The organism is Tahibacter aquaticus (assembly GCF_004363655.1).
Taxonomy (GTDB): domain Bacteria; phylum Pseudomonadota; class Gammaproteobacteria; order Xanthomonadales; family Rhodanobacteraceae; genus Tahibacter; species Tahibacter aquaticus.
Genome location: NZ_SNZH01000006.1, coordinates 242,439 through 260,588, shown reverse-complemented (window position 1 = coordinate 260,588; position 18,150 = coordinate 242,439). Strand labels below are relative to the sequence as shown.

Sequence of the window (18,150 nt, the reverse complement as noted above, 5' to 3'; positions counted from 1 at the left end):
CTGCTGGCCGCTGCGGCGGCTGGAACGCCGGCCTGCAACGGCCTGCTAGACTAGGCGGATGCTCAGATTCGAATCGCTTGCGCTGCGGCGCGGCAGCAAACTGCTGTTTTCCGATGCCAGCGTGCAACTGCATGCGGGCTGGCGGGTAGGGGTAACCGGACGCAACGGCGCGGGCAAATCCAGCCTGTTCGCCCTGGTAGCGGGCGAGTTGCAGGCGGACGCCGGCGAATTCTCCCGGCCACGCGACTGGGTCATGGCGCATGTACGCCAGGAAACGCCGGCGCTGGCCCGCAGCGGCGTCGACTATGTACTGGACGGCGATCCGGAATACCGCCAGGTCGAAGCGGCCCTGAGCAAGGCCGAGGCCGACCACGACGCACTCGCCCAGGCCGCCTTGCACGAACGGCTGCATGTCATTGATGGCTATGCCGCGCCGGCCCGCGCCGCCGCGCTGATGCACGGCCTGGGCTTCAAGCCCGGCGAGGAGCACCGCTCGGTGGCCGAGTTCTCCGGTGGCTGGCGCATGCGCCTCAACCTGGCCCAGGCGCTGATGTGCCGCTCCGACCTGCTGCTGCTGGACGAACCGACCAACCACCTCGACCTCGACGCCGTGTTCTGGCTGGAAGACTGGCTGCGACGCTACGCCGGCACCCTGCTGCTGATTTCCCACGACCGTGAATTCATCGACAACGTGGTCAGCCACGTGCTCGAGATTGCCGACGAAAAAGTGGAACTGTTCGCCGGCAACCTGTCCGGCTTCGAACGCAAGCGCGCCGAACGACTGGTACAGCAGCAGCTGCAGTACGACCGCCAGCAGCGCGAACGCGCCCACCTGCAGAGTTTCGTCGATCGCTTCAAGGCCAAGGCCAGCAAGGCGCGCCAGGCGCAGAGTCGCGTCAAGGCGCTGGAACGCATGGTCGAGATCGCACCGATCCGCGCCGCCTCCAGCATCCGCTTCGAATTCCGCGAACCCGACGCCCTGCCCTATCCGCTGGCGCGGCTGGACCAGGCCTCGGCCGGCTACGGCGAACGCACGATTCTGGAAAATGTGAAGTTCGGTCTGGTGCCCGGTGATCGCATCGCCCTGCTCGGTGCCAACGGCGCGGGCAAGTCCACGCTGATCAAACTGCTCTCCGGAGCGCTGGAAAACCGCAGCGGCGAGCGCTTCGAGGCCAAAGGCCTGCGCATCGGCTATTTCGCCCAGCATCAGCTGGAAACGCTGGACCCGGCGGCCAGCGCGGTCGAACACCTCAAGCGCCTGGACGACAAGCTCGGCGAACAGGCCGCACGCGATTTCCTCGGTGGCTTCGGCTTTCTCGGCGAGCGCGCGCTGGAGCCGGTAGCGCCATTCTCCGGCGGCGAAAAGGCGCGCCTTTGCCTGGCCCTGGTGGTCTGGCAGAAACCCAACCTGCTGCTGCTGGACGAACCGACCAACCACCTCGACCTGGACATGCGCGAAGCGCTGACTGAAGCGCTGAACGGCTTCGACGGCGCGGTAGTGCTGGTCGCGCACGACCGCTCGCTGATCCGCACCTGCTGCGAAACCCTGCTGCTGGTCGGCGCCGGCCGCGTGCAACCGTACGAGGGCGACCTGGAAGACTACGCCCGCATCGTGCTGCGCCAGGCCGAAGCGGCCAACGCCGCCGATGCCGCCGCAACGCCGGCCTCGGCCGCTTCGCGCAAGGACGAGCGGCGCGAGCGCGCCGACCTGCGCGCGCGCATGGCACCGCTGCGCAAGGAAGTGCAGAAACTGGAAAAGCGCATGGGCGAGCTGTCCGGCCGCAAGCAGGCGCTGGAAACCGCGCTGCAGGATCCGGCGCTGTACGAGGGTCCGCCGACCAAGGCACAACAACTCACCCGCGAAATCGGCCAGCTGGTGGCCGAACTGGGCCAGGTCGAAGATGCCTGGCTGCTGGCGCAGGAAACCCTGGAACAGGCCGGCGCCGACTGAACGCGGCGCCGCACCTTTCTCCTCTCTCTTCAACCCCGGAACCACCGCATCCATGAGCCAACTTATCGCGCCGCACGGCGGCCACCTCGTCGACCTGCTTGTGCCTGAAGCCGAGCGCGACGCGCTCAAGCACGAAGCCGCCGGCCTGCCCGGCTGGGATCTGAGCCCACGCCAGCTGTGCGATCTGGAATTGCTGATGACCGGCGCGTTCTCGCCGCTGCAGGGCTTTCTGGGACGTGCCGACTACGAGTCGGTCTGCCGCGACCTGCGCCTGGCCGACGGCCAGCTGTGGCCGATGCCGATCACGCTGGATGTATCGAGTGAGTTCGCCGACAAGGTCGCCGGCGCACCCCGCATCGCGCTGCGCGATCCGGAAGGGGTGACCCTGGCCGTGCTGGAAATCGCCGATCGCTGGCAGCCCGATCGCGAGGCCGAAGCCCAGGCCGTATTCGGTACCACCGACCGCCTGCACGCCGGTGTTTCCTGGCTACTGGACAAGGCCGGCCCGGTCTACCTCGGTGGCCGCATCCGCGGCCTGACCTTGCCGCCGCACTACGATTTCCGCCACCTGCGCCTGACGCCGCGGGAAGTGCGTGCCCAGTTCGACAAGCGCGGCTGGCGCCGCGTGGTGGCATTCCAGACCCGCAATCCCATGCACCGCGCCCATCTGGAGCTGACCTTCCGCGCCGCCCAGATCGCCGAAGCCAACCTGCTCATCCATCCCAGCGTGGGCATGACCAAGCCCGGCGACATCGACCACTACACCCGCGTGCGCTGCTACGAAAAGCTGATCGCGCACTACCCCGAACAGACCAGCATGCTGTCGCTGCTGCACCTGGCCATGCGCATGGGCGGGCCGCGCGAGGCGCTTTGGCACGCGATCATCCGCAAGAATCACGGCTGCTCGCATTTCATCGTCGGCCGCGATCACGCCGGCCCGGGCAACGGCGCCGACGGCCAGCCGTTCTACGGACCTTACGAGGCACAGGAACTGGTCGCGCTTCACCAGCAGGAACTGGGCATACAGATGGTGCCGTTCCAGGAAATGCTGTACGTGCAGGAACGCGCGCAGTACGCGCCGGCTGACGAGATCCGGCCCGGCGAAACGGTACTGAACATTTCCGGCACCGAGCTGCGCCGGCGCCTGCACGAAGGGCTGGACATTCCGGAATGGTTTACTTATCCAGAAGTGGTCAGCGAGCTGCGCCGCACGCATCCGGCGCGGCACAAGCAGGGTTTTACCGTGTTCTTCACCGGCCTGTCCGGCGCGGGCAAGTCGACCCTGGCCAACGCGCTGATGGTGCGCCTGCTGGAACTGGGCACGCGGCCGGTGACCCTGCTCGACGGCGACGTCGTGCGCAAACACCTTTCGTCGGAACTGGGCTTCTCGCGCGAACACCGTAATCTGAATGTGCAGCGCATCGGCTTCGTCGCCAGCGAAATCACCAAGAACGGCGGCATCGCGATCTGTGCACCGATCGCTCCGTATGCCGAGGCGCGCCGCCAGGTGCGCGAAATGATCGCGCAGTACGGCCTCTTCGTCGAAACCCATATCGCCACGCCACTGGAGGTCTGCGAAGAGCGCGACCGCAAGGGGCTGTATGCACTGGCGCGGGCGGGCAAGCTGAAGGAATTCACCGGCATCAGCGATCCCTACGAAACGCCGGAATCGCCAGAGCTGCGCATCGACACCAGCGAAATGAACCCGGACGAAGCCGTGCAGCGCATCGTGCTCAAGCTGGAAAGCCTGGGCCTTATCCGTCCGCGCGATTGAATAGCGCTCGAAGCCCGGATGAAATCGACTTCATCCGGGCCGCCTGCGGGTTTTACTTTGTGGCCAGTGCCTTCTCGATCGCCGCTACCAGTTCGGCATCGTCCGGCTTGACCTTGCTGGAATAGTCGCCGATCACCTTGCCGTCGCGGCCAACCAGATACTTGTAGAAATTCCAGCTCGGATAGCGCCCTTCGCTGGCCGCCGCGAGGCGCGCATACAGCGGCGTCGCCTCTTCCTTGGTCACGTGAACTTTCTCGAACATGGGAAATTTCACGCCATAGGTCAAGGTGCAGAATTCCTGGATTTCCTTCTCGCTGCCCGGTTCCTGCTGCTTGAAATCGTTGGATGGGAAGCCGAGCACCGCAAAGCCCTTGTCGGCGTAGCGCTTGTGCAGCGCTTCCAGGCCTTCGTACTGGGGCGTGAATCCGCATTTGCTCGCGGTGTTGACGATCAACACCACCTTGCCGTCGTACTGCTTGCAGAGGGAAACCTTTTCCTTGCCGGCCAGTGGGCGATATTCACTGTTGAGCAGGTCGCTGCAGGCCCAGGCCGGTGCCGAAACGGCGAACGAAAGCAGCAAAGCAGTAAGCAGAGCACGCATGGAAGTCTCCAATCAGGATTGAAAGCCCGCCGAGCATACTCCGACATTAGCTGCAAGTATCGGTTTCCAGTCGTGTTTTCCGGATGGCAAGAGTTTTCTTGAGCCGATCGGTGCAAATCGCTTGACGGTTTTCGACATGGTGTTATAGTTCACTACAACACCACCCAAGCCGCTCACCCCGAGGAGCCCGTCATGAAAGCCCGCGCTACCGCAACCGTACTGATCGCTTCCTTCGCTTTTGTCGCCGGCGCCGCCATCGAGCGCGCTACGCATAGCCCGGTCGCAAGCGCTCCAGCCGCCATCGTGGCCGCCGCTCCCAAGCAGGCGCCGCAGCGCAGCGACAACCTGGTCACCCTGCCGGAAGTCACGATCCGCCCCAGCGCCGAAGACATCGCGCTCGCCTTTGCCGAACCGGTTGCCGCCCTGAACGAGAGCGCGCAGACCGTACCCGATTCGCCGGTGGCGCGCCGTTCCGGCGCTGGCCGTGGCGGTTTCGACATGCCCTACTATTCGTTTGGCAAAGTACTGCCGCAGGTGAGCCAGGACTGACCCCATGACCATCACGTGGAACGACAACACCCCGATCTACCGCCAACTGCGCGACCGCGTCGTGGCGATGATTCTGGACGGTGTGCTGAACGAAGGAGACGCACTGCCTTCGGTTCGCCAGGTCGCCGCGGATTTCCAACTGAATCCGATCACGGTGTCCAAGGCCTACCAGGAGCTGGTGGATGAACAACTGGTCGAAAAACGACGGGGACTGGGTATGTACGTCAATGAAGGAGCACGCGACGCCTTGCTCAAGAACGAACGCGAACGCTTCCTGCGCGAAGAATGGCCGAGCCTGTATGCGCGCCTGAAGCGCCTGGGCCTGGATGTGGAGCGACTGGTCAAGGACAGCCGCGCAACCGAAGGAGAAACATCATGAGTGCCGTGGTACAGGCGCGTGGCCTGAGCAAGCGCTTCGGCGGTACAGCGGCGCTGGACAATGTGGATTTCAGCATCGACGCCGGACGCATCGTCGGCCTTATCGGCCCCAACGGCGCCGGCAAGACCACCGCGCTGAAGGCCATCCTGGGCCTGACCGATTTCCAGGGCGAGCTGTCGGTACTGGGGCTGGACCCGCGCAAGCAGCGGCACGAGTTGATGCAGCAAGTGTGTTTCATCGCCGACGTGGCAGTACTGCCGCGCTGGATGCGGGTCAGCGAGGCGGTCGATTTCGTCGCCGGCGTGCATCCGCGCTTCTCGCGCGAGAAATGCCAGCACTTCCTTTCGCGCACCAAGCTGAAACCGCGCATGCGCGTGCGGGAAATGTCCAAGGGCATGATCGTGCAGTTGCACCTGGCCCTGGTCATGGCCATCGACGCACGCCTGCTGGTGCTGGACGAGCCGACCCTGGGCCTGGACATCCTGTATCGCAAGGATTTCTACCAGAGCCTGCTCAACGACTACTTCGACGAACAGAAGACCATCGTCATCACCACTCACCAGGTGGAAGAAGTCGAACACATCCTCACCGATCTGATGTTCATCCGCGACGGCAAGATCGTGCTCGACTCGACCATGGACGCCGTAGCCGAGCGCTTCACCGAAGTGATGGTGAACCCGGACAAGGCCGCCGCGGCACGTGCGCTGCAGCCGCTGGGCGAGCGGCAGATCTTCGGCAAATCGATATTCCTGTTCGACGGCACGGACAAGCCGCAGCTGGCGCAGCTGGGCGAGATACGCCAGCCCAACATCGCCGACCTGTTCGTCGCGACCATGAAGGGGACTTACGCATGAATACGTTCACCTGGCTGCTCAAGCGCGAGTACTGGGAACACCGCGGCGGCTTCCAGTGGGCGCCGCTGATCGCCGCCGGCGCTCTGCTGGCCGTGTTCGCCTTCGCCGCCGTCAGCGGCCTGTCGGCCGCACACGACAATGTGCTCAACGGCGTACGCCTCAGCGACCTGACGTCGACACTGACGCCGGAGCAGCACCGGCAGCTCGGTGCCGGCATCGACGTCGGACTGTTCTTCTCCGCCACGCCGGTAGCGCTGGTGCTGGCCATCGTCACGTTCTTCTACCTGCTTGGCTCGCTCTACGACGACCGCCGCGACCGCAGCATCCTGTTCTGGAAATCGCTGCCGATCTCCGACCTGCAGACCGTGCTGTCCAAGGTCGTCACGGCGACCGTAGTGGCGCCCATCCTGTCCCTGGTGGCGGCGCTGGCGATGATGCTCGGCCTGCTGCTGATCATGAGCCTCATCGTAGCGGTATACGGCGGCAACCCGTTCACGATGATCTGGGCCAATGCCTCGCCGCTGACGGTTGCGGGCAAGGTCGCCCTGCTGGTTCCGCTCAACGCGGTCTGGGCGCTGCCGACGATAGGCTGGCTGATGCTCTGCTCGGCCTTTGCCAAGCGCGTGCCCTTCCTCTGGGCCACGCTGGTACCGGTCGCCGTCGGTACGGCAGTGTCGATCTTCGATGCGGTGACCAAGCTGCGCCTGCCCAACGACTGGTTCTGGCAGCACATCGTGTTCCGCCTGCTGTTCAGCATCGTGCCGGGCGGCTGGATGGATTTCGAACACCTGGAACAGCGCATGGAAGGTGCCAAGGGTCCGGATGCCGTACTCGCCGCGATCAACCTCGACAGCATGCTGGCCCCGCTGCAAGGCCCCAACATCTGGCTGGGCGCCGCCGCCGGCATCGGCATGATCGCCCTGGCCTGGTGGCTGCGGCGCTGGCGCGACGACAGCTGAAACTCGCACAAATGTGCAAAAAAAAGCCGCCCCTTCGGGCGGCTTTTCATTTCCAGCATTTTTTACCTTACTGGATATTGTCGCTGAGCACCTTGTACTTGCCGCTGGCGCCCTTTTCCTTCTGCAGGCCGACCTGGTTGGTATTGAGCGCGCCGTCCAGCCAGTAGCGCGCAAGCTGGCCGCCGTCGCGGCGCACGACCAGGGCCGAGGTCTTGCCCAGGTAGACGAAGTCGCCCTGGCTGAGCTGGTCGATACGCACGCTGCGGCCGACCGGACGGCCTTCGGCGTACAGCTTTTCCATTTCCGCGCGTTCCGCATCGCCGTCGCCCGGCACGGTAGCATTGAATATCTGCGCTTCGCCGCTGGCGGTATTGCGCAGCGAGATATTGTCCGTTGCGCTGATCGTGTTGACCACCTCGTAGCGGTTCTGCGTCAGCGGCTTTAGCTCGGCGCGCTGCAGGTTCAATTCGCCGGTCAGCCAGTACAGGCCGACGCCGAGGCTGTCGCGGCGCGCCACGGCGCGCACGTCGCCGTCCAGATAGATGATGTCGCCCTTGGCCAGCTGGGTCTGTTCGATCTCGCCGCGCGCCGGCTTGCCGCCGTGCAGGTTCTGTTCGAAGCGCTGGCGAATCGCAACGTTGGGATCGACCGCCGGAGCGGCGGGCTTGGGCGCTTCCACCGGCTTGGGCGGCGGCGGTGCCTCGACGACGGGGGCCGGCGGCGGTGTTTCCACCGGAGCAGGCGGCGGTGGCGGCGGCGGTGTTTCGACCTTGGGCGCTTCCACCGGCTTGGGCGCCGGAGCCGGAGCCGGTGCCGGCTTGGGCGGCGCGGCGGGCTTGGGGGCTTCCGCCGGCTTGGGCGCTTCGGCGGGCTTTGGCGGCTCTGCCGCCTTGGGCTTGTCGGCGACGCGGACCACGACGTTCTCGAAGAAGCTGTCGTTCAATTTCACCGGGGCAGCGCCGCCGGCCTTGACCTTGGCTGCGACTTTGCCATGCCACTCCTTGGGCGCGTTGACCACGACTTCCTTGCCCGTCGCTGCTGCCTGGCGGCCCAGCTCGGCCAGCTTGGCATCGGCGGCACCGGACTCGATGTCCTTGGCCGTGATCGAAATTTCCTGTTGCGCCCAGGCACTGCTGGTGAGCAGCGCCGTGACAAGGGCCAGACGTTTCAGCATTTCATTCTCCAAAACAAGACTAGGTACTTCGATATCGCTTTAGCGGCGCCATTCTGCCGCCTGAATCTTTGCTGGCATGTGCTGTTCGCCATGACGGGCAGATCTGCAACATCAAATCCACCGCCATGGGTCAGCCTCCGCCGCCGCTGCCGGCGCCGATGCCGCCCTTGGTCAGGGCGACCGGATCGAGCAGCCGCACCAATTCCGCCTCGCTCAGCCCGCTCTTTTCCCGCGCCACCTCGAGGATGGGGCGGCCTTCCTTGTAGGCCTGCTTGGCCAGCGCTGCCGCGGCCTCGTAGCCGATCACCGGGTTCAATGCCGTCACCAGGATGGGGTTGCGTGCCAGCGCTTCGCGCACATGGTCTTCGCGCACCTTGAGCCCGGCGATGGACGCATCCGCCAGCTGGCGCGACACGCTGGCCAGCAGCGCAATCGACTGCAGCAGGTTGTGCGCAATCAGCGGCAGCATCACGTTGAGCTGGAAGCTGCCGCTCTGGCCAGCCACGGTAATCGCTACGTGGTTGCCCATGACCTGGGCGCAGACCATGGCAACCGCTTCCGGAATCACCGGGTTGACCTTTCCCGGCATGATCGACGAACCCGGCTGCAACGCCGGCAGTTCGATCTCGCCCAGGCCAGCCAGTGGCCCCGAATTCATCCAGCGCAGGTCGTTGGCGATTTTCATCAGTGCACAGGCCAACGCATTGAGCTGGCCCGACAGCTCGACCGCCGCGTCCTGCGAAGCAATGCCTTCGAACAAGTTCGGCGCCGATTCAAGTTTCGCGCCAACCAGCTCGGACAGGCGCTTGGCCGCGCGCTTGGCCTGACGCGCATCGGCATTGATACCGGTGCCGATCGCCGTGCCGCCCAGCGGCAGGCGGCGCAGGCGCTTGAGGCTGTCCTCGATGCGCTGCATGGCCGAATCCAGCTGGGCGGCCCAGGTGGAGAACTCCTGGCCAAAAGTCAGCGGCATCGCATCCATCAGGTGGGTGCGGCCGGTCTTGGTCACTTTCGACAAGGTTTTTGCCTTGGCGGCGATGGTCTGGCGCAGATGCGCCAGCGCCGGCAGCAGCACCTCGCGTGCCTGCATCACGGCGGCCAATTGGATCGTGCTGGGGATGACATCGTTGGAACTTTGTCCCATGTTGACGTGATCGTTCGCATGTACGGACAACTTGCCGCCGCGGCTGGCCAGTGTCGCGATCACCTCGTTCGCATTCATGTTGCTGGACGTGCCCGAGCCGGTCTGGAACACGTCGATGGGAAACTCGGCATCGAATTCGCCGGCGGCGACGCGCTCGGCAGCTTTGCGTATGGCCTTGGCCAGGGCCGGCTTGAGATGGCCAAGATCGGCGTTGACGTCGGCCATGGCAGCCTTGATCAGGCCCAGTGCCCGAATGAACGGCCGCGGCATGCGCAGGCCGGAAATGGGGAAATTCTGCACCGCGCGCTGGGTCTGCGCGCCGTAGAGGGCATCTGCCGGGACACGCAGTTCGCCCATGCTGTCTTTTTCGATGCGATAGCCGCTCATTGACTTTTCCGGAATATCGGTTACGGACCGGTCAGTATAGCGGCCGGTGTATCATTCCGCGTCTTGCTCCCGCCCAACCCGCCTTCCGATGACTCTGAATACGCTTACCGCCCTGTCGCCGCTGGACGGCCGCTATGCCGCCAAGGTCGATGCCCTGCGCCCCATCTTCAGCGAGTTCGGCCTGATGCAGCGGCGCGTACTGGTCGAAGTGCGCTGGCTGCTGGCACTGGGCGACCATCCCGCCATCGCCGAGGTGCCGGCCTTCACGGCCGCCGCACGTCAGTTCCTGACCACGCTGGCCGACGGTTTTTCCCTGCACGATGCGGAACGCGTCAAAACCATCGAGCGCGAGACCAACCACGACGTCAAGGCGATCGAATACCTGCTCAAGCAGCGCAGCGCCGGTTTCGCCGACGTGGAAGCGGTCAAGGAATTCATCCATTTCGCCTGCACCAGCGAAGACATCAACAACCTTTCCTATGCGCTGATGCTGCGCGATGCGCGCGACCAGGTGATGCTGCCGGCGATCGACAAACTGCTCGGCGTGCTGCGCGGGATGGCGCATGCCTTCGCCGCCCAGCCGATGCTGTCGCGCACCCACGGCCAGACCGCTTCGCCGACCACGCTGGGCAAGGAGATCGCCAACGTCGTCGCGCGCATCGAGCGCCAGCGCCGGCAGATCGCAGCGGTTGAGCTGCTGGGCAAGATCAACGGCGCCGTCGGCAACTACAACGCCCACGTTGTCGCCTATCCGGAAGTGGACTGGCCGCTGTTCGCCCGCGGCTTCGTTGAAAATCTTGGCCTGGTTTTCAATCCCTACACGACCCAGATCGAACCGCACGACTGCGTCGCCGAAATCGGCGATGCGCTGCGCCGCCTGAATACCATCCTGATCGATTTCAGCCGCGACGTCTGGGGCTATATCTCGCTGGGCTATTTCCGCCAGGCGCTCAAGCCCGGCGAAGTGGGCTCCTCGACCATGCCGCACAAGGTCAACCCGATCGACTTCGAAAATGCCGAGGGCAACTTCGGCATCGCCAACGGCTTGTTCGAGCATTTCAGCGCCAAGCTGCCGATCAGCCGCTGGCAGCGCGATCTCACCGACTCCACCGTGCTGCGCGCGCTGGGCACGGCCTTCGGCCATACCTTGATCGCGCTGGATTCGCTGGGCCGCGGACTGGGCAAGCTCAAGGCTGACCCGGAACGCCTGGCAGCCGACCTGGACGCCAGCCAGGAAGTGCTGGCCGAAGCCGTGCAGACCGTCATGCGCCGCTACGGCCTGCCCAATCCCTACGAACAGCTCAAGGCATTGACCCGAGGCCACGGCATCACGCGCGAGGCGATGCGCGAGTTCGTCGAAACGCTGGATCTGCCGGCCGAAGCCAAGCAGCGCCTGCGCGAACTGACCCCGGCGACGTATACCGGGCTGGCCGAAGCGCTGGCCAAGGCGGTCTGAAGCCGCTCCGCCAAGGAAGGCCGGGCGGAAACTGCGCCCCGCCTGCTACTTGATTCCGCGCCGTCCTCGTCCCACTTCAGCGACCAGCCCGCGGGCTATCCCCTCTCCCGTCACTGCCCATTGCCGCCATGATCGAAGTCCAGGCCACTGCATCACAGCCGCTGGGCATGAGCCAGCAAGCCTTCCTGCAGCACTACTGGCAGAAGCGGCCGCTGCTGATCCGCGGCGCGCTGGCCGATTTTCCGCTGCCGATCACGCCCGAAGACCTGGCCGGCCTGGCCTGCGAAGAGGCCGCGCTGTCGCGCCTGATCGTGCGCGATCCCAAGCGCGAACGCTGGGACGTGCGATCGGGCCCGCTGGACGAATCCGTTTTTGCAAAATTGCCAAAATCCCACTGGACCCTGCTGGTGCAGGACGTCGACAAGTGGGACATGGACGTCGCCGCACTGCTGGAACACTTCCGTTTCCTGCCGCGCTGGCGCGTCGACGACGTGATGGTCTCCTACGCCGTCGACGGCGGCGGTGTCGGCGCCCATGTGGACCAGTACGACGTCTTCCTGGTACAGGGCCTGGGCCAGCGGCGCTGGCGCATCAGCGACGATCCGGCCGCGCCCAAGGCGTTCCGCGCCGACGTGGAACTGAAAATCCTGGCCGAATTTCACCCCACCCACGACTGGGTACTGCAACCCGGCGACATGCTCTACCTGCCGCCTGGCGTGCCCCACGACGGCGTCGCCATCGGCAACTGCATGACCTTGTCGGTCGGCATGCGTGCGCCGGCCATCGCCGAAATGCTCAACGGCCTGGTCGATCACCTGGGCGAAAACCTGAGCGAAGACGATCGCTATACCGATGCCGACCTGGCGCCGGCCAAGGACACGTTCGAGATCGACGGCGCAGCGCTGCAGCGCGTCGAATCTGCCGTCGCGGCGCTGCGCCAGCTCGACGACGCCGGCCTGGCCGACTGGTTCGGCCGCTTCATCACCGGCTACCGCAGCGCACAGACCGCGCTGGCGCCGGACAAGCTGCTCAGCGCCGCCGACCTGCACACCGCCCTGGCCAAAGGCGCCGGTATTACCCGCTTTCCCTGGGCGCGTACCGCCTGGGCACGCCAGGGCAAGGGCGCCGTGGTCTATGTGGCCGGCCAGGCGCAGCGCTGTTCGCTGGCCTTTGCCAAACTGATCTGTGCCCAGCGCGAACTGGCCGCGGCCGAACTGGCGGAGCTGAATCCCCAGGACAGCGCTGCCCTGCTCGCCCTGCTCAACCAGGGCCAGCTCGTGCTGACCCGCCCCCGCCGCCGGAGCCGTGCATGATCGAGGATTCGTTCCGCGTAGAACCGGCCGACTGGATCGTCGACCAGGCCGACCTCAAATTCGTGCGCACCGAGGTATTCATCCTTGGCCAGAACATTCCCGAAGCCGAGGAATGGGACGATCTCGACCCGCGCTCGGCGCATGTGCTGGCACGGGACAACGACGGCAACCCCATCGGCACCGGCCGGCTGACGCCCGACGACAAGATCGGCCGCATGGCCGTGCTGGCCAGCTGGCGTGGCCGGCATGTCGGCGACGCGATCATGCGCGCGCTGATCGAACGCGCCCGCCAGCAGCACCGTCCGGCGCTGGAGATGCATGCGCAGAGCTATGCCATTCCGTTCTACCAGCGCTTCGGCTTCGAGCCCTACGGCGAAGAGTTCGTCGAATGCGACATTCCGCACCGCATGATGCGGCTGGAACTCGCCCCGCTGGACACGGGCTATCGCCCAGGCATGAACCTGGCCGACACGCCGGCACCGCGCCTGATTGCGGTGGAATCGCGCGAACAGGCCCAGGCCGCCGTGCTCGAACTGCTGGGCCTGGCCAAGCGCGAGATCGCCATTTACACCCGCGACCTCGATCCGTCCCTGTTCGACCAGGAAGCCGTACTGGACGCGATCAAACGCATCGCCACCGCCGGGCGCGGCGCACTGATCCGCGTCATCGTGCAGGCGCCGGCCATTCCGCTGGCGGACAACCACCGGCTCATCGGCCTGGCCCACCGCCTGCCCAGCGTGTTCCAGTTCCGCACGCCCGACACCGAGCAAGACCTGCAATACCCGTCCGCCTTCCTGATCACCGACAGCCGCGGCTATTTCTTCCGCGCGCTGGGCAGCCGTTTCGACGGCGAGGCGCACACCTACGCGCCGGGCCGGCAGGCGCAGCTGCGCGAATTTTTCAACCAGGTCTGGGAGCGTTCGCTGCCGCCGCCGCAGTTGCGTGAACTGCACCTGTAGCAAACCCCGCTTGCGGGCGAAAATCGGCCGAAATCTCCGCACTTATGACCAACGTCGCCTTGTCGCACCGCAACAGCATCAGCGTATAATCCCCGGGTTTCGATCAGCCCGATCGAGCCTTTCCGACGTGCAGCCAGCACCACACCCCGGTGATCCCCGACGTGAGCGCGAACCTGATCCAGTTGTTCCGTGATACCTCCCAGCTTTCCGGCGGCAACGCCGCGTTTATCGAAGATCTCTACGAATCCTGGCTGCGCGATCCCGCCGCGGTTTCGGCCGAATGGCAGACCTACTTCGACAGCTTCAAGGGCCGCGGCGACCTGCCGCACTCCGATGCGATCGCGCGCATCAGCGCCGCACAGAAACTCGACCGCCGCAGCGCCGCCGCCGCACCGGTCACCGCCGCGGTCGACGATGCCCAGGCACAGAAACAGGCCGGCGTGCTCAAGCTCGTCACCGCCTACCGCTCGCGCGGCCACCTCGCCGCCAGCCTCGACCCGCTGGGCCTCACCGAAAAACTGCCCGCACCCGACCTGGAACTGAGCTTCCACGGCCTGGACGGCAGCGATCTCGACAAAGAATTCAACACCGGCTCGCTGGCCGGTCCGCCGAAGCTCAAGCTCAAGGACCTGGTCAGCCTGCTCAAGGCCACCTACGCCACGACCATCGGCGCGGAATTCATGCACATCAGCGACGCGGTACAGCGCCGCTGGCTGCACGAACAGCTGGAAAAGGCCGGTGGCAACTTCGGCCTGACCGCGACCGACAAGCAGCGCCTGCTGGAACGCCTCACCGCCGCCGAAGGCCTGGAACGCTACCTGCACACCAAGTACGTCGGCCAGAAGCGCTTCTCGCTGGAAGGCGGCGACAGCCTCATTCCGCTGGTCGACGAACTGGTGCAGATGAGCGGCGCCGACGGCGTCAAGGACATGGTCATCGGCATGGCCCACCGCGGCCGCCTCAACGTGCTGGTCAACACCCTGGGCAAGGCGCCGCAGAAACTGTTCGCCGAGTTCGAAGGCAAGTTCGACCATCCGGACGACCCGGCCCATTCCGGCGACGTGAAGTACCACATGGGCTTCTCCGCCGACATCAAGACCAGCGGCCACACCGTGCACCTGGCGCTGGCGTTCAACCCGTCGCACCTGGAAATCGTCGACCCGGTCGTTGCCGGCTCGGTGCGTGCACGCCAGACCCGCCGCGGCGACAGCGAGCGCAGCCAGGTGATGCCGGTGCTGATCCACGGCGACGCCGCGTTCGCCGGCCAGGGCGTGGTGATGGAATTGTTCAACATGTCGCAGGCGCGCGGCTTCGCCGTCGGCGGCACCGTCCACATCGTGATCAACAACCAGGTCGGCTTCACCACCTCGAACCCGCACGATGCGCGCAGCACCTACTACTGCACCGACGTGGCCAAGATGGTCAACGCGCCGGTGTTCCATGTGAACGGCGACGACCCGGAAGCCGTGCTGTTCGTCGCCCGCCTGGCCTTCGACTACCGCCAGAAATTCAAGCGCGACGTCGTCATCGACCTGGTCTGCTACCGCCGCCACGGCCATAACGAGGCCGACGAGCCGGCAGCCACCCAGCCGGTCATGTACCAGGTCATCCGCGCGCGCCAGACCACGCGCGACCTGTACGCGCAGAAGCTCGCCGCCGCCGGCGTGATCAAGGACGGCGACGCGCAGACCCTGGTCGACAACTACCGCAAGAAGCTCGAATCGGGCATGTCGGTGGCCGAGCTGGATCCGAACTTCAAGGATCCTTACGCGCTGGACTGGTCCAAGTTCATCGACGGCCGCCTCGACGCGCCGCACAAGACCGGCGTGGCCAAGGACAAGCTGCTCGCGCTGAGCCAGAGCATCCTCACCCTGCCACCGGAACTGGTACTGCACCCGCGCGTGGCCAAGATCTACGACGACCGCGCCAAGATGGCCGCCGGGCAGCAGGCGCTGGACTGGGGCTTTGCGGAAAACCTCGCCTACGCCACCGTCGTCGCCGAAGGGCATGACCTGCGCGTGGTCGGCCAGGACGTCGGCCGCGGCACCTTCTTCCACCGCCATGCGGTGCTGCACGACCAGAAGACCGACGGCACCTACCTGCCGCTCGATCACGTACGCGCCGGCGCCAATGTCGAAGTGATCGACTCGGTGCTCAGCGAAGAAGCCGTGATGGCGTTCGAATACGGCTTCACCACCTCCGAGCCGAACACCCTGGTGGTGTGGGAAGCGCAGTTCGGCGACTTCGCCAACGGCGCCCAGGTGGTGATCGACCAGTTCATCAGCTCGGGCGAAGCCAAGTGGGGCCGGCTGTCCAGCCTGGCGCTGTTCCTGCCGCACGGCTACGAAGGCCAGGGCCCGGAACATTCCTCCGCCCGCCTCGAACGCTTCCTGCAATTGTGCGCATTGAACAATATGCAGGTTTGTGTTCCGACCACGCCGGCGCAGGCCTTCCACATGATCCGCCGCCAGATGGTGCGCGACTGCCGCAAGCCGCTGGTGGTCATGACACCCAAGTCGCTGTTGCGCCACAAGCTGGCCGTATCGTCGCTGGACGACCTGGCCAACGGCAGCTTCCAGCTGGTCATCGGCGATTCCACCGCCAGGTCGGGACAGAAGGTGCGCCGCGTCGTGCTGTGCTCGGGCAAGGTCTATTTCGACCTGGTCGACGAATGCGAGAAGCGCGGCGCGACCGACGTGGCCATCGTCCGCGTCGAACAGCTCTACCCGTTCCCGCGCAGCGAAGTGAAGGCAGAGCTGGCCAAGTACCCGGCCGCCAAGGAAGTCGTCTGGTGCCAGGAAGAGCCGATGAACCAGGGCGCCTGGTACCAGGTCCAGCATCACCTGCGCTCCTGCCTGGGCGCGGAACACAGCCTCAGCTACGCTGGCCGCGCGCGCTCGCCGGCGCCGGCCTGCGGCCACCACAATACCCACGTCGCCGAACAGGCGGCCCTGGTCGAGCAGGCGCTGGTCGCGCCGATCGGCACTGATCACGCCTCGGAGTAAGAAGTATGACCATCGAAGTCAAAGTCCCGGTTCTGCCCGAATCCGTTTCCGACGCGATCATCGCGACCTGGCACAAGAAGGCCGGCGAGGCAGTCAAGCGCGACGAGAACCTGGTCGATCTGGAAACCGACAAGGTCGTGCTGGAAGTGCCGGCCCCGGCCGACGGCGTGCTGAAGGAAATCCGCCGCCAGACCGGCGAAACCGTCAATAGCCAGGAAATCATCGCCGTCATCGAGGAAGGCGCCACCGCCGCCGCGGCCGCTCCTGCCGCCGCAGCACCGAAGGCCGAAGCGCCCAAGGCCGCCGCACCGGCCGCCGCGGCACCCGCCGCCGGCAAGGTCGAAGACCTGTCGCCGGCCGGCCGCCGCGTCGCGACCGAGAATGCGATCGATCCGGCCGCCGTCGCCGGCTCCGGCCGCGACAGCCGCGTGACCAAGGAAGACCTGGTCAACTTCATGCGCTCCGGCGGCCAGGCCGCGGCTCCCGCCGCCGCTCCCGCCGCAGCGGCGAGCGCGCCCGCTCCCGCCGCGGCCAAGCCGACGCCGGGTTCGCGTCCGGAAGAGCGCGTGCCGATGACGCGCATGCGCGCCAAGATCGCCGAACGCCTGATGCAGTCGAAGAACTCCATCGCCATGCTGACCTCGTTCAACGAGATCAACCTGGGCAAGGTCATGGCCATGCGCAAGGAACTGGTGGAACAGTTCGAGAAGACGCACGGCATCAAGCTCGGCTTCATGAGCTTCTTCGTCAAGGCCGCCTGCGAAGCGCTCAAGCGCCACCCGATCGTGAATGCCTCGGTCGACGGCAACGAGGTGATCTACCACGGCTACCAGGACATCTCCGTCGCCGTGTCCACCGAGAAGGGCCTGGTCACGCCGGTGCTGCGCGATGCGCAGAACATGAGCTTCGCCGACGTGGAAAAGCAGATCGCGACCTACGCCAAGAAGGCGCGCGAAGGCGGCCTGACCCTGGACGACCTGGCCGGCGGCACCTTCACCATCACCAACGGCGGCACCTTCGGTTCGCTGTTCTCCACGCCCATCGTCAATCCGCCGCAGAGCGCCATCCTCGGCATGCATGCGATCAAGGACCGCGCCATCGTCGAGAACGGCCAGGTCGTGGCCGCGCCGATGATGTACGTGGCGCTGTCCTACGATCACCGCATCATCGACGGCAAGGACGCGGTGCTGTTCCTGGTCGATATCAAGAACCAGCTGGAAAACCCGGCCAAGATGCTGCTGGGCCTGTGATGAAACCGGCCAGCCTGCTGCTTGCCGCTGTGCTGGCCGTTGCCGCGGGCGCCGTCACGGCGGCGCCCGATCCGGCCGTGCGTGCGCGCCTGGTGCAGATCCTCGCCGAGTTCACCGCGATCTCCGATATCGACATCGGCAACTGCGATCACGAGCACGCGCCCTTCAGCACCGCCTACGAGGCACTGAAGGACTCGCCCAGCGCCGTCGCCATGCACCGCGTGATGGCCTACTACGAGCTCAAGCCCGAGTCGCCCGCCACGGTCGACCACAACCCCGGCAGCGAACGCTGCCTGGCCGCGCTGGAAAAGGCCAAGGCCTTGTTTGAGACGCACGGCGACTACATCCAGAAGATCGCCGCGACGCTGCCGCCGCCGGCAGCGGCCGACTGAACC

General features: G+C 65.7%; 15 protein-coding genes. 12 read left to right on the top strand and 3 right to left on the bottom strand.

Annotated elements, in window-relative coordinates; genetic code table 11:
* Positions 1-58 precede the first annotated feature (58 nt).
* Together DFR29_RS11775 and DFR29_RS11770 are read left to right on the top strand one after the other, a co-directional pair.
* Complete coding sequence (locus DFR29_RS11775) at positions 59-1,951, top strand: ATP-binding cassette domain-containing protein (protein ID WP_133818794.1); 1,893 nt, start codon at positions 59-61, stop codon at positions 1,949-1,951.
* Positions 1,952-2,003: 52 nt separating this feature from the next.
* Positions 2,004-3,725, top strand: coding sequence for a bifunctional sulfate adenylyltransferase/adenylylsulfate kinase (locus tag DFR29_RS11770; RefSeq protein ID WP_133818793.1), 1,722 nt, complete (start codon positions 2,004-2,006; stop codon positions 3,723-3,725).
* Between the two features lie 52 nt (positions 3,726-3,777).
* Here the strand turns inward: DFR29_RS11770 and DFR29_RS11765 are convergent, their stop codons facing one another.
* Positions 3,778-4,326, bottom strand: coding sequence for a glutathione peroxidase (locus tag DFR29_RS11765; RefSeq protein ID WP_133818792.1), 549 nt, complete (start codon positions 4,324-4,326; stop codon positions 3,778-3,780).
* A 192-nt stretch (positions 4,327-4,518) separates the two neighbouring features.
* Between DFR29_RS11765 and DFR29_RS11760 the strand changes: the two genes are divergently transcribed.
* Genes DFR29_RS11760 through DFR29_RS11745 form a run of 4 tightly spaced genes read left to right on the top strand, consistent with a single transcriptional unit; the run spans position 4,519 to position 7,067 of the window.
* Positions 4,519-4,875 carry a hypothetical protein gene (locus DFR29_RS11760; protein WP_133818791.1) on the top strand — a complete coding sequence of 119 codons (357 nt, stop codon included), beginning with the start codon at positions 4,519-4,521 and terminating at the stop codon, positions 4,873-4,875.
* Between the two features lie 4 nt (positions 4,876-4,879).
* The gene (locus tag DFR29_RS11755) at positions 4,880-5,254 is read left to right on the top strand and encodes a GntR family transcriptional regulator (protein WP_133818790.1); all 375 of its coding nucleotides are present in this window, start codon (positions 4,880-4,882) and stop codon (positions 5,252-5,254) included.
* Entirely contained in the window at positions 5,251-6,108 is an 858-nt protein-coding gene (locus DFR29_RS11750) for an ABC transporter ATP-binding protein (RefSeq protein ID WP_133818789.1), read from the top strand. Before DFR29_RS11755 ends, DFR29_RS11750 begins: the two co-directional genes overlap by 4 nt.
* The gene (locus DFR29_RS11745; protein ID WP_133818788.1) at positions 6,105-7,067 is read left to right on the top strand and encodes a hypothetical protein; all 963 of its coding nucleotides are present in this window, start codon (positions 6,105-6,107) and stop codon (positions 7,065-7,067) included. Before DFR29_RS11750 ends, DFR29_RS11745 begins: the two co-directional genes overlap by 4 nt.
* 67 nt (positions 7,068-7,134) lie before the next feature.
* Here DFR29_RS11745 and DFR29_RS29650 read toward each other — a convergent pair whose 3' ends face one another.
* Both DFR29_RS29650 and DFR29_RS11735 read right to left on the bottom strand, forming a co-directional pair.
* Positions 7,135-8,241, bottom strand: coding sequence for a hypothetical protein (locus tag DFR29_RS29650; RefSeq protein WP_208113580.1), 1,107 nt, complete (start codon positions 8,239-8,241; stop codon positions 7,135-7,137).
* Between the two features lie 130 nt (positions 8,242-8,371).
* Positions 8,372-9,772 (bottom strand): class II fumarate hydratase, encoded by a 1,401-nt coding sequence (locus DFR29_RS11735; protein WP_133818787.1) that lies wholly within the window; start codon positions 9,770-9,772, stop codon positions 8,372-8,374.
* Positions 9,773-9,860: 88 nt separating this feature from the next.
* On the opposite strand from DFR29_RS11735, the gene purB reads away from it, so the two are divergent.
* From purB to DFR29_RS11705, 6 genes are all read left to right on the top strand, one after another.
* A complete protein-coding gene (gene purB / locus DFR29_RS11730) occupies positions 9,861-11,228 on the top strand; it encodes an adenylosuccinate lyase (protein WP_133818786.1) in 1,368 nt (455 codons plus the stop codon).
* A gap of 128 nt (positions 11,229-11,356) precedes the next feature.
* Positions 11,357-12,541, top strand: a complete 1,185-nt coding sequence (locus tag DFR29_RS11725) for a cupin domain-containing protein (RefSeq protein WP_133818785.1) — start codon at positions 11,357-11,359, stop codon at positions 12,539-12,541.
* Entirely contained in the window at positions 12,538-13,500 is a 963-nt protein-coding gene (locus DFR29_RS11720) for a GNAT family N-acetyltransferase (RefSeq protein WP_133818784.1), read from the top strand. The genes DFR29_RS11725 and DFR29_RS11720 overlap by 4 nt, the downstream gene beginning before the upstream one ends.
* Positions 13,501-13,661: 161 nt before the next feature.
* Positions 13,662-16,505 carry a 2-oxoglutarate dehydrogenase E1 component gene (locus DFR29_RS11715; protein ID WP_133818783.1) on the top strand — a complete coding sequence of 948 codons (2,844 nt, stop codon included), beginning with the start codon at positions 13,662-13,664 and terminating at the stop codon, positions 16,503-16,505.
* Positions 16,506-16,510: 5 nt separating this feature from the next.
* A complete protein-coding gene (odhB, locus tag DFR29_RS11710) occupies positions 16,511-17,755 on the top strand; it encodes a 2-oxoglutarate dehydrogenase complex dihydrolipoyllysine-residue succinyltransferase (protein WP_133818782.1) in 1,245 nt (414 codons plus the stop codon).
* Entirely contained in the window at positions 17,755-18,147 is a 393-nt protein-coding gene (locus tag DFR29_RS11705) for a hypothetical protein (protein WP_133818781.1), read from the top strand. Before odhB ends, DFR29_RS11705 begins: the two co-directional genes overlap by 1 nt.
* Positions 18,148-18,150: the final 3 nt, after the last annotated feature.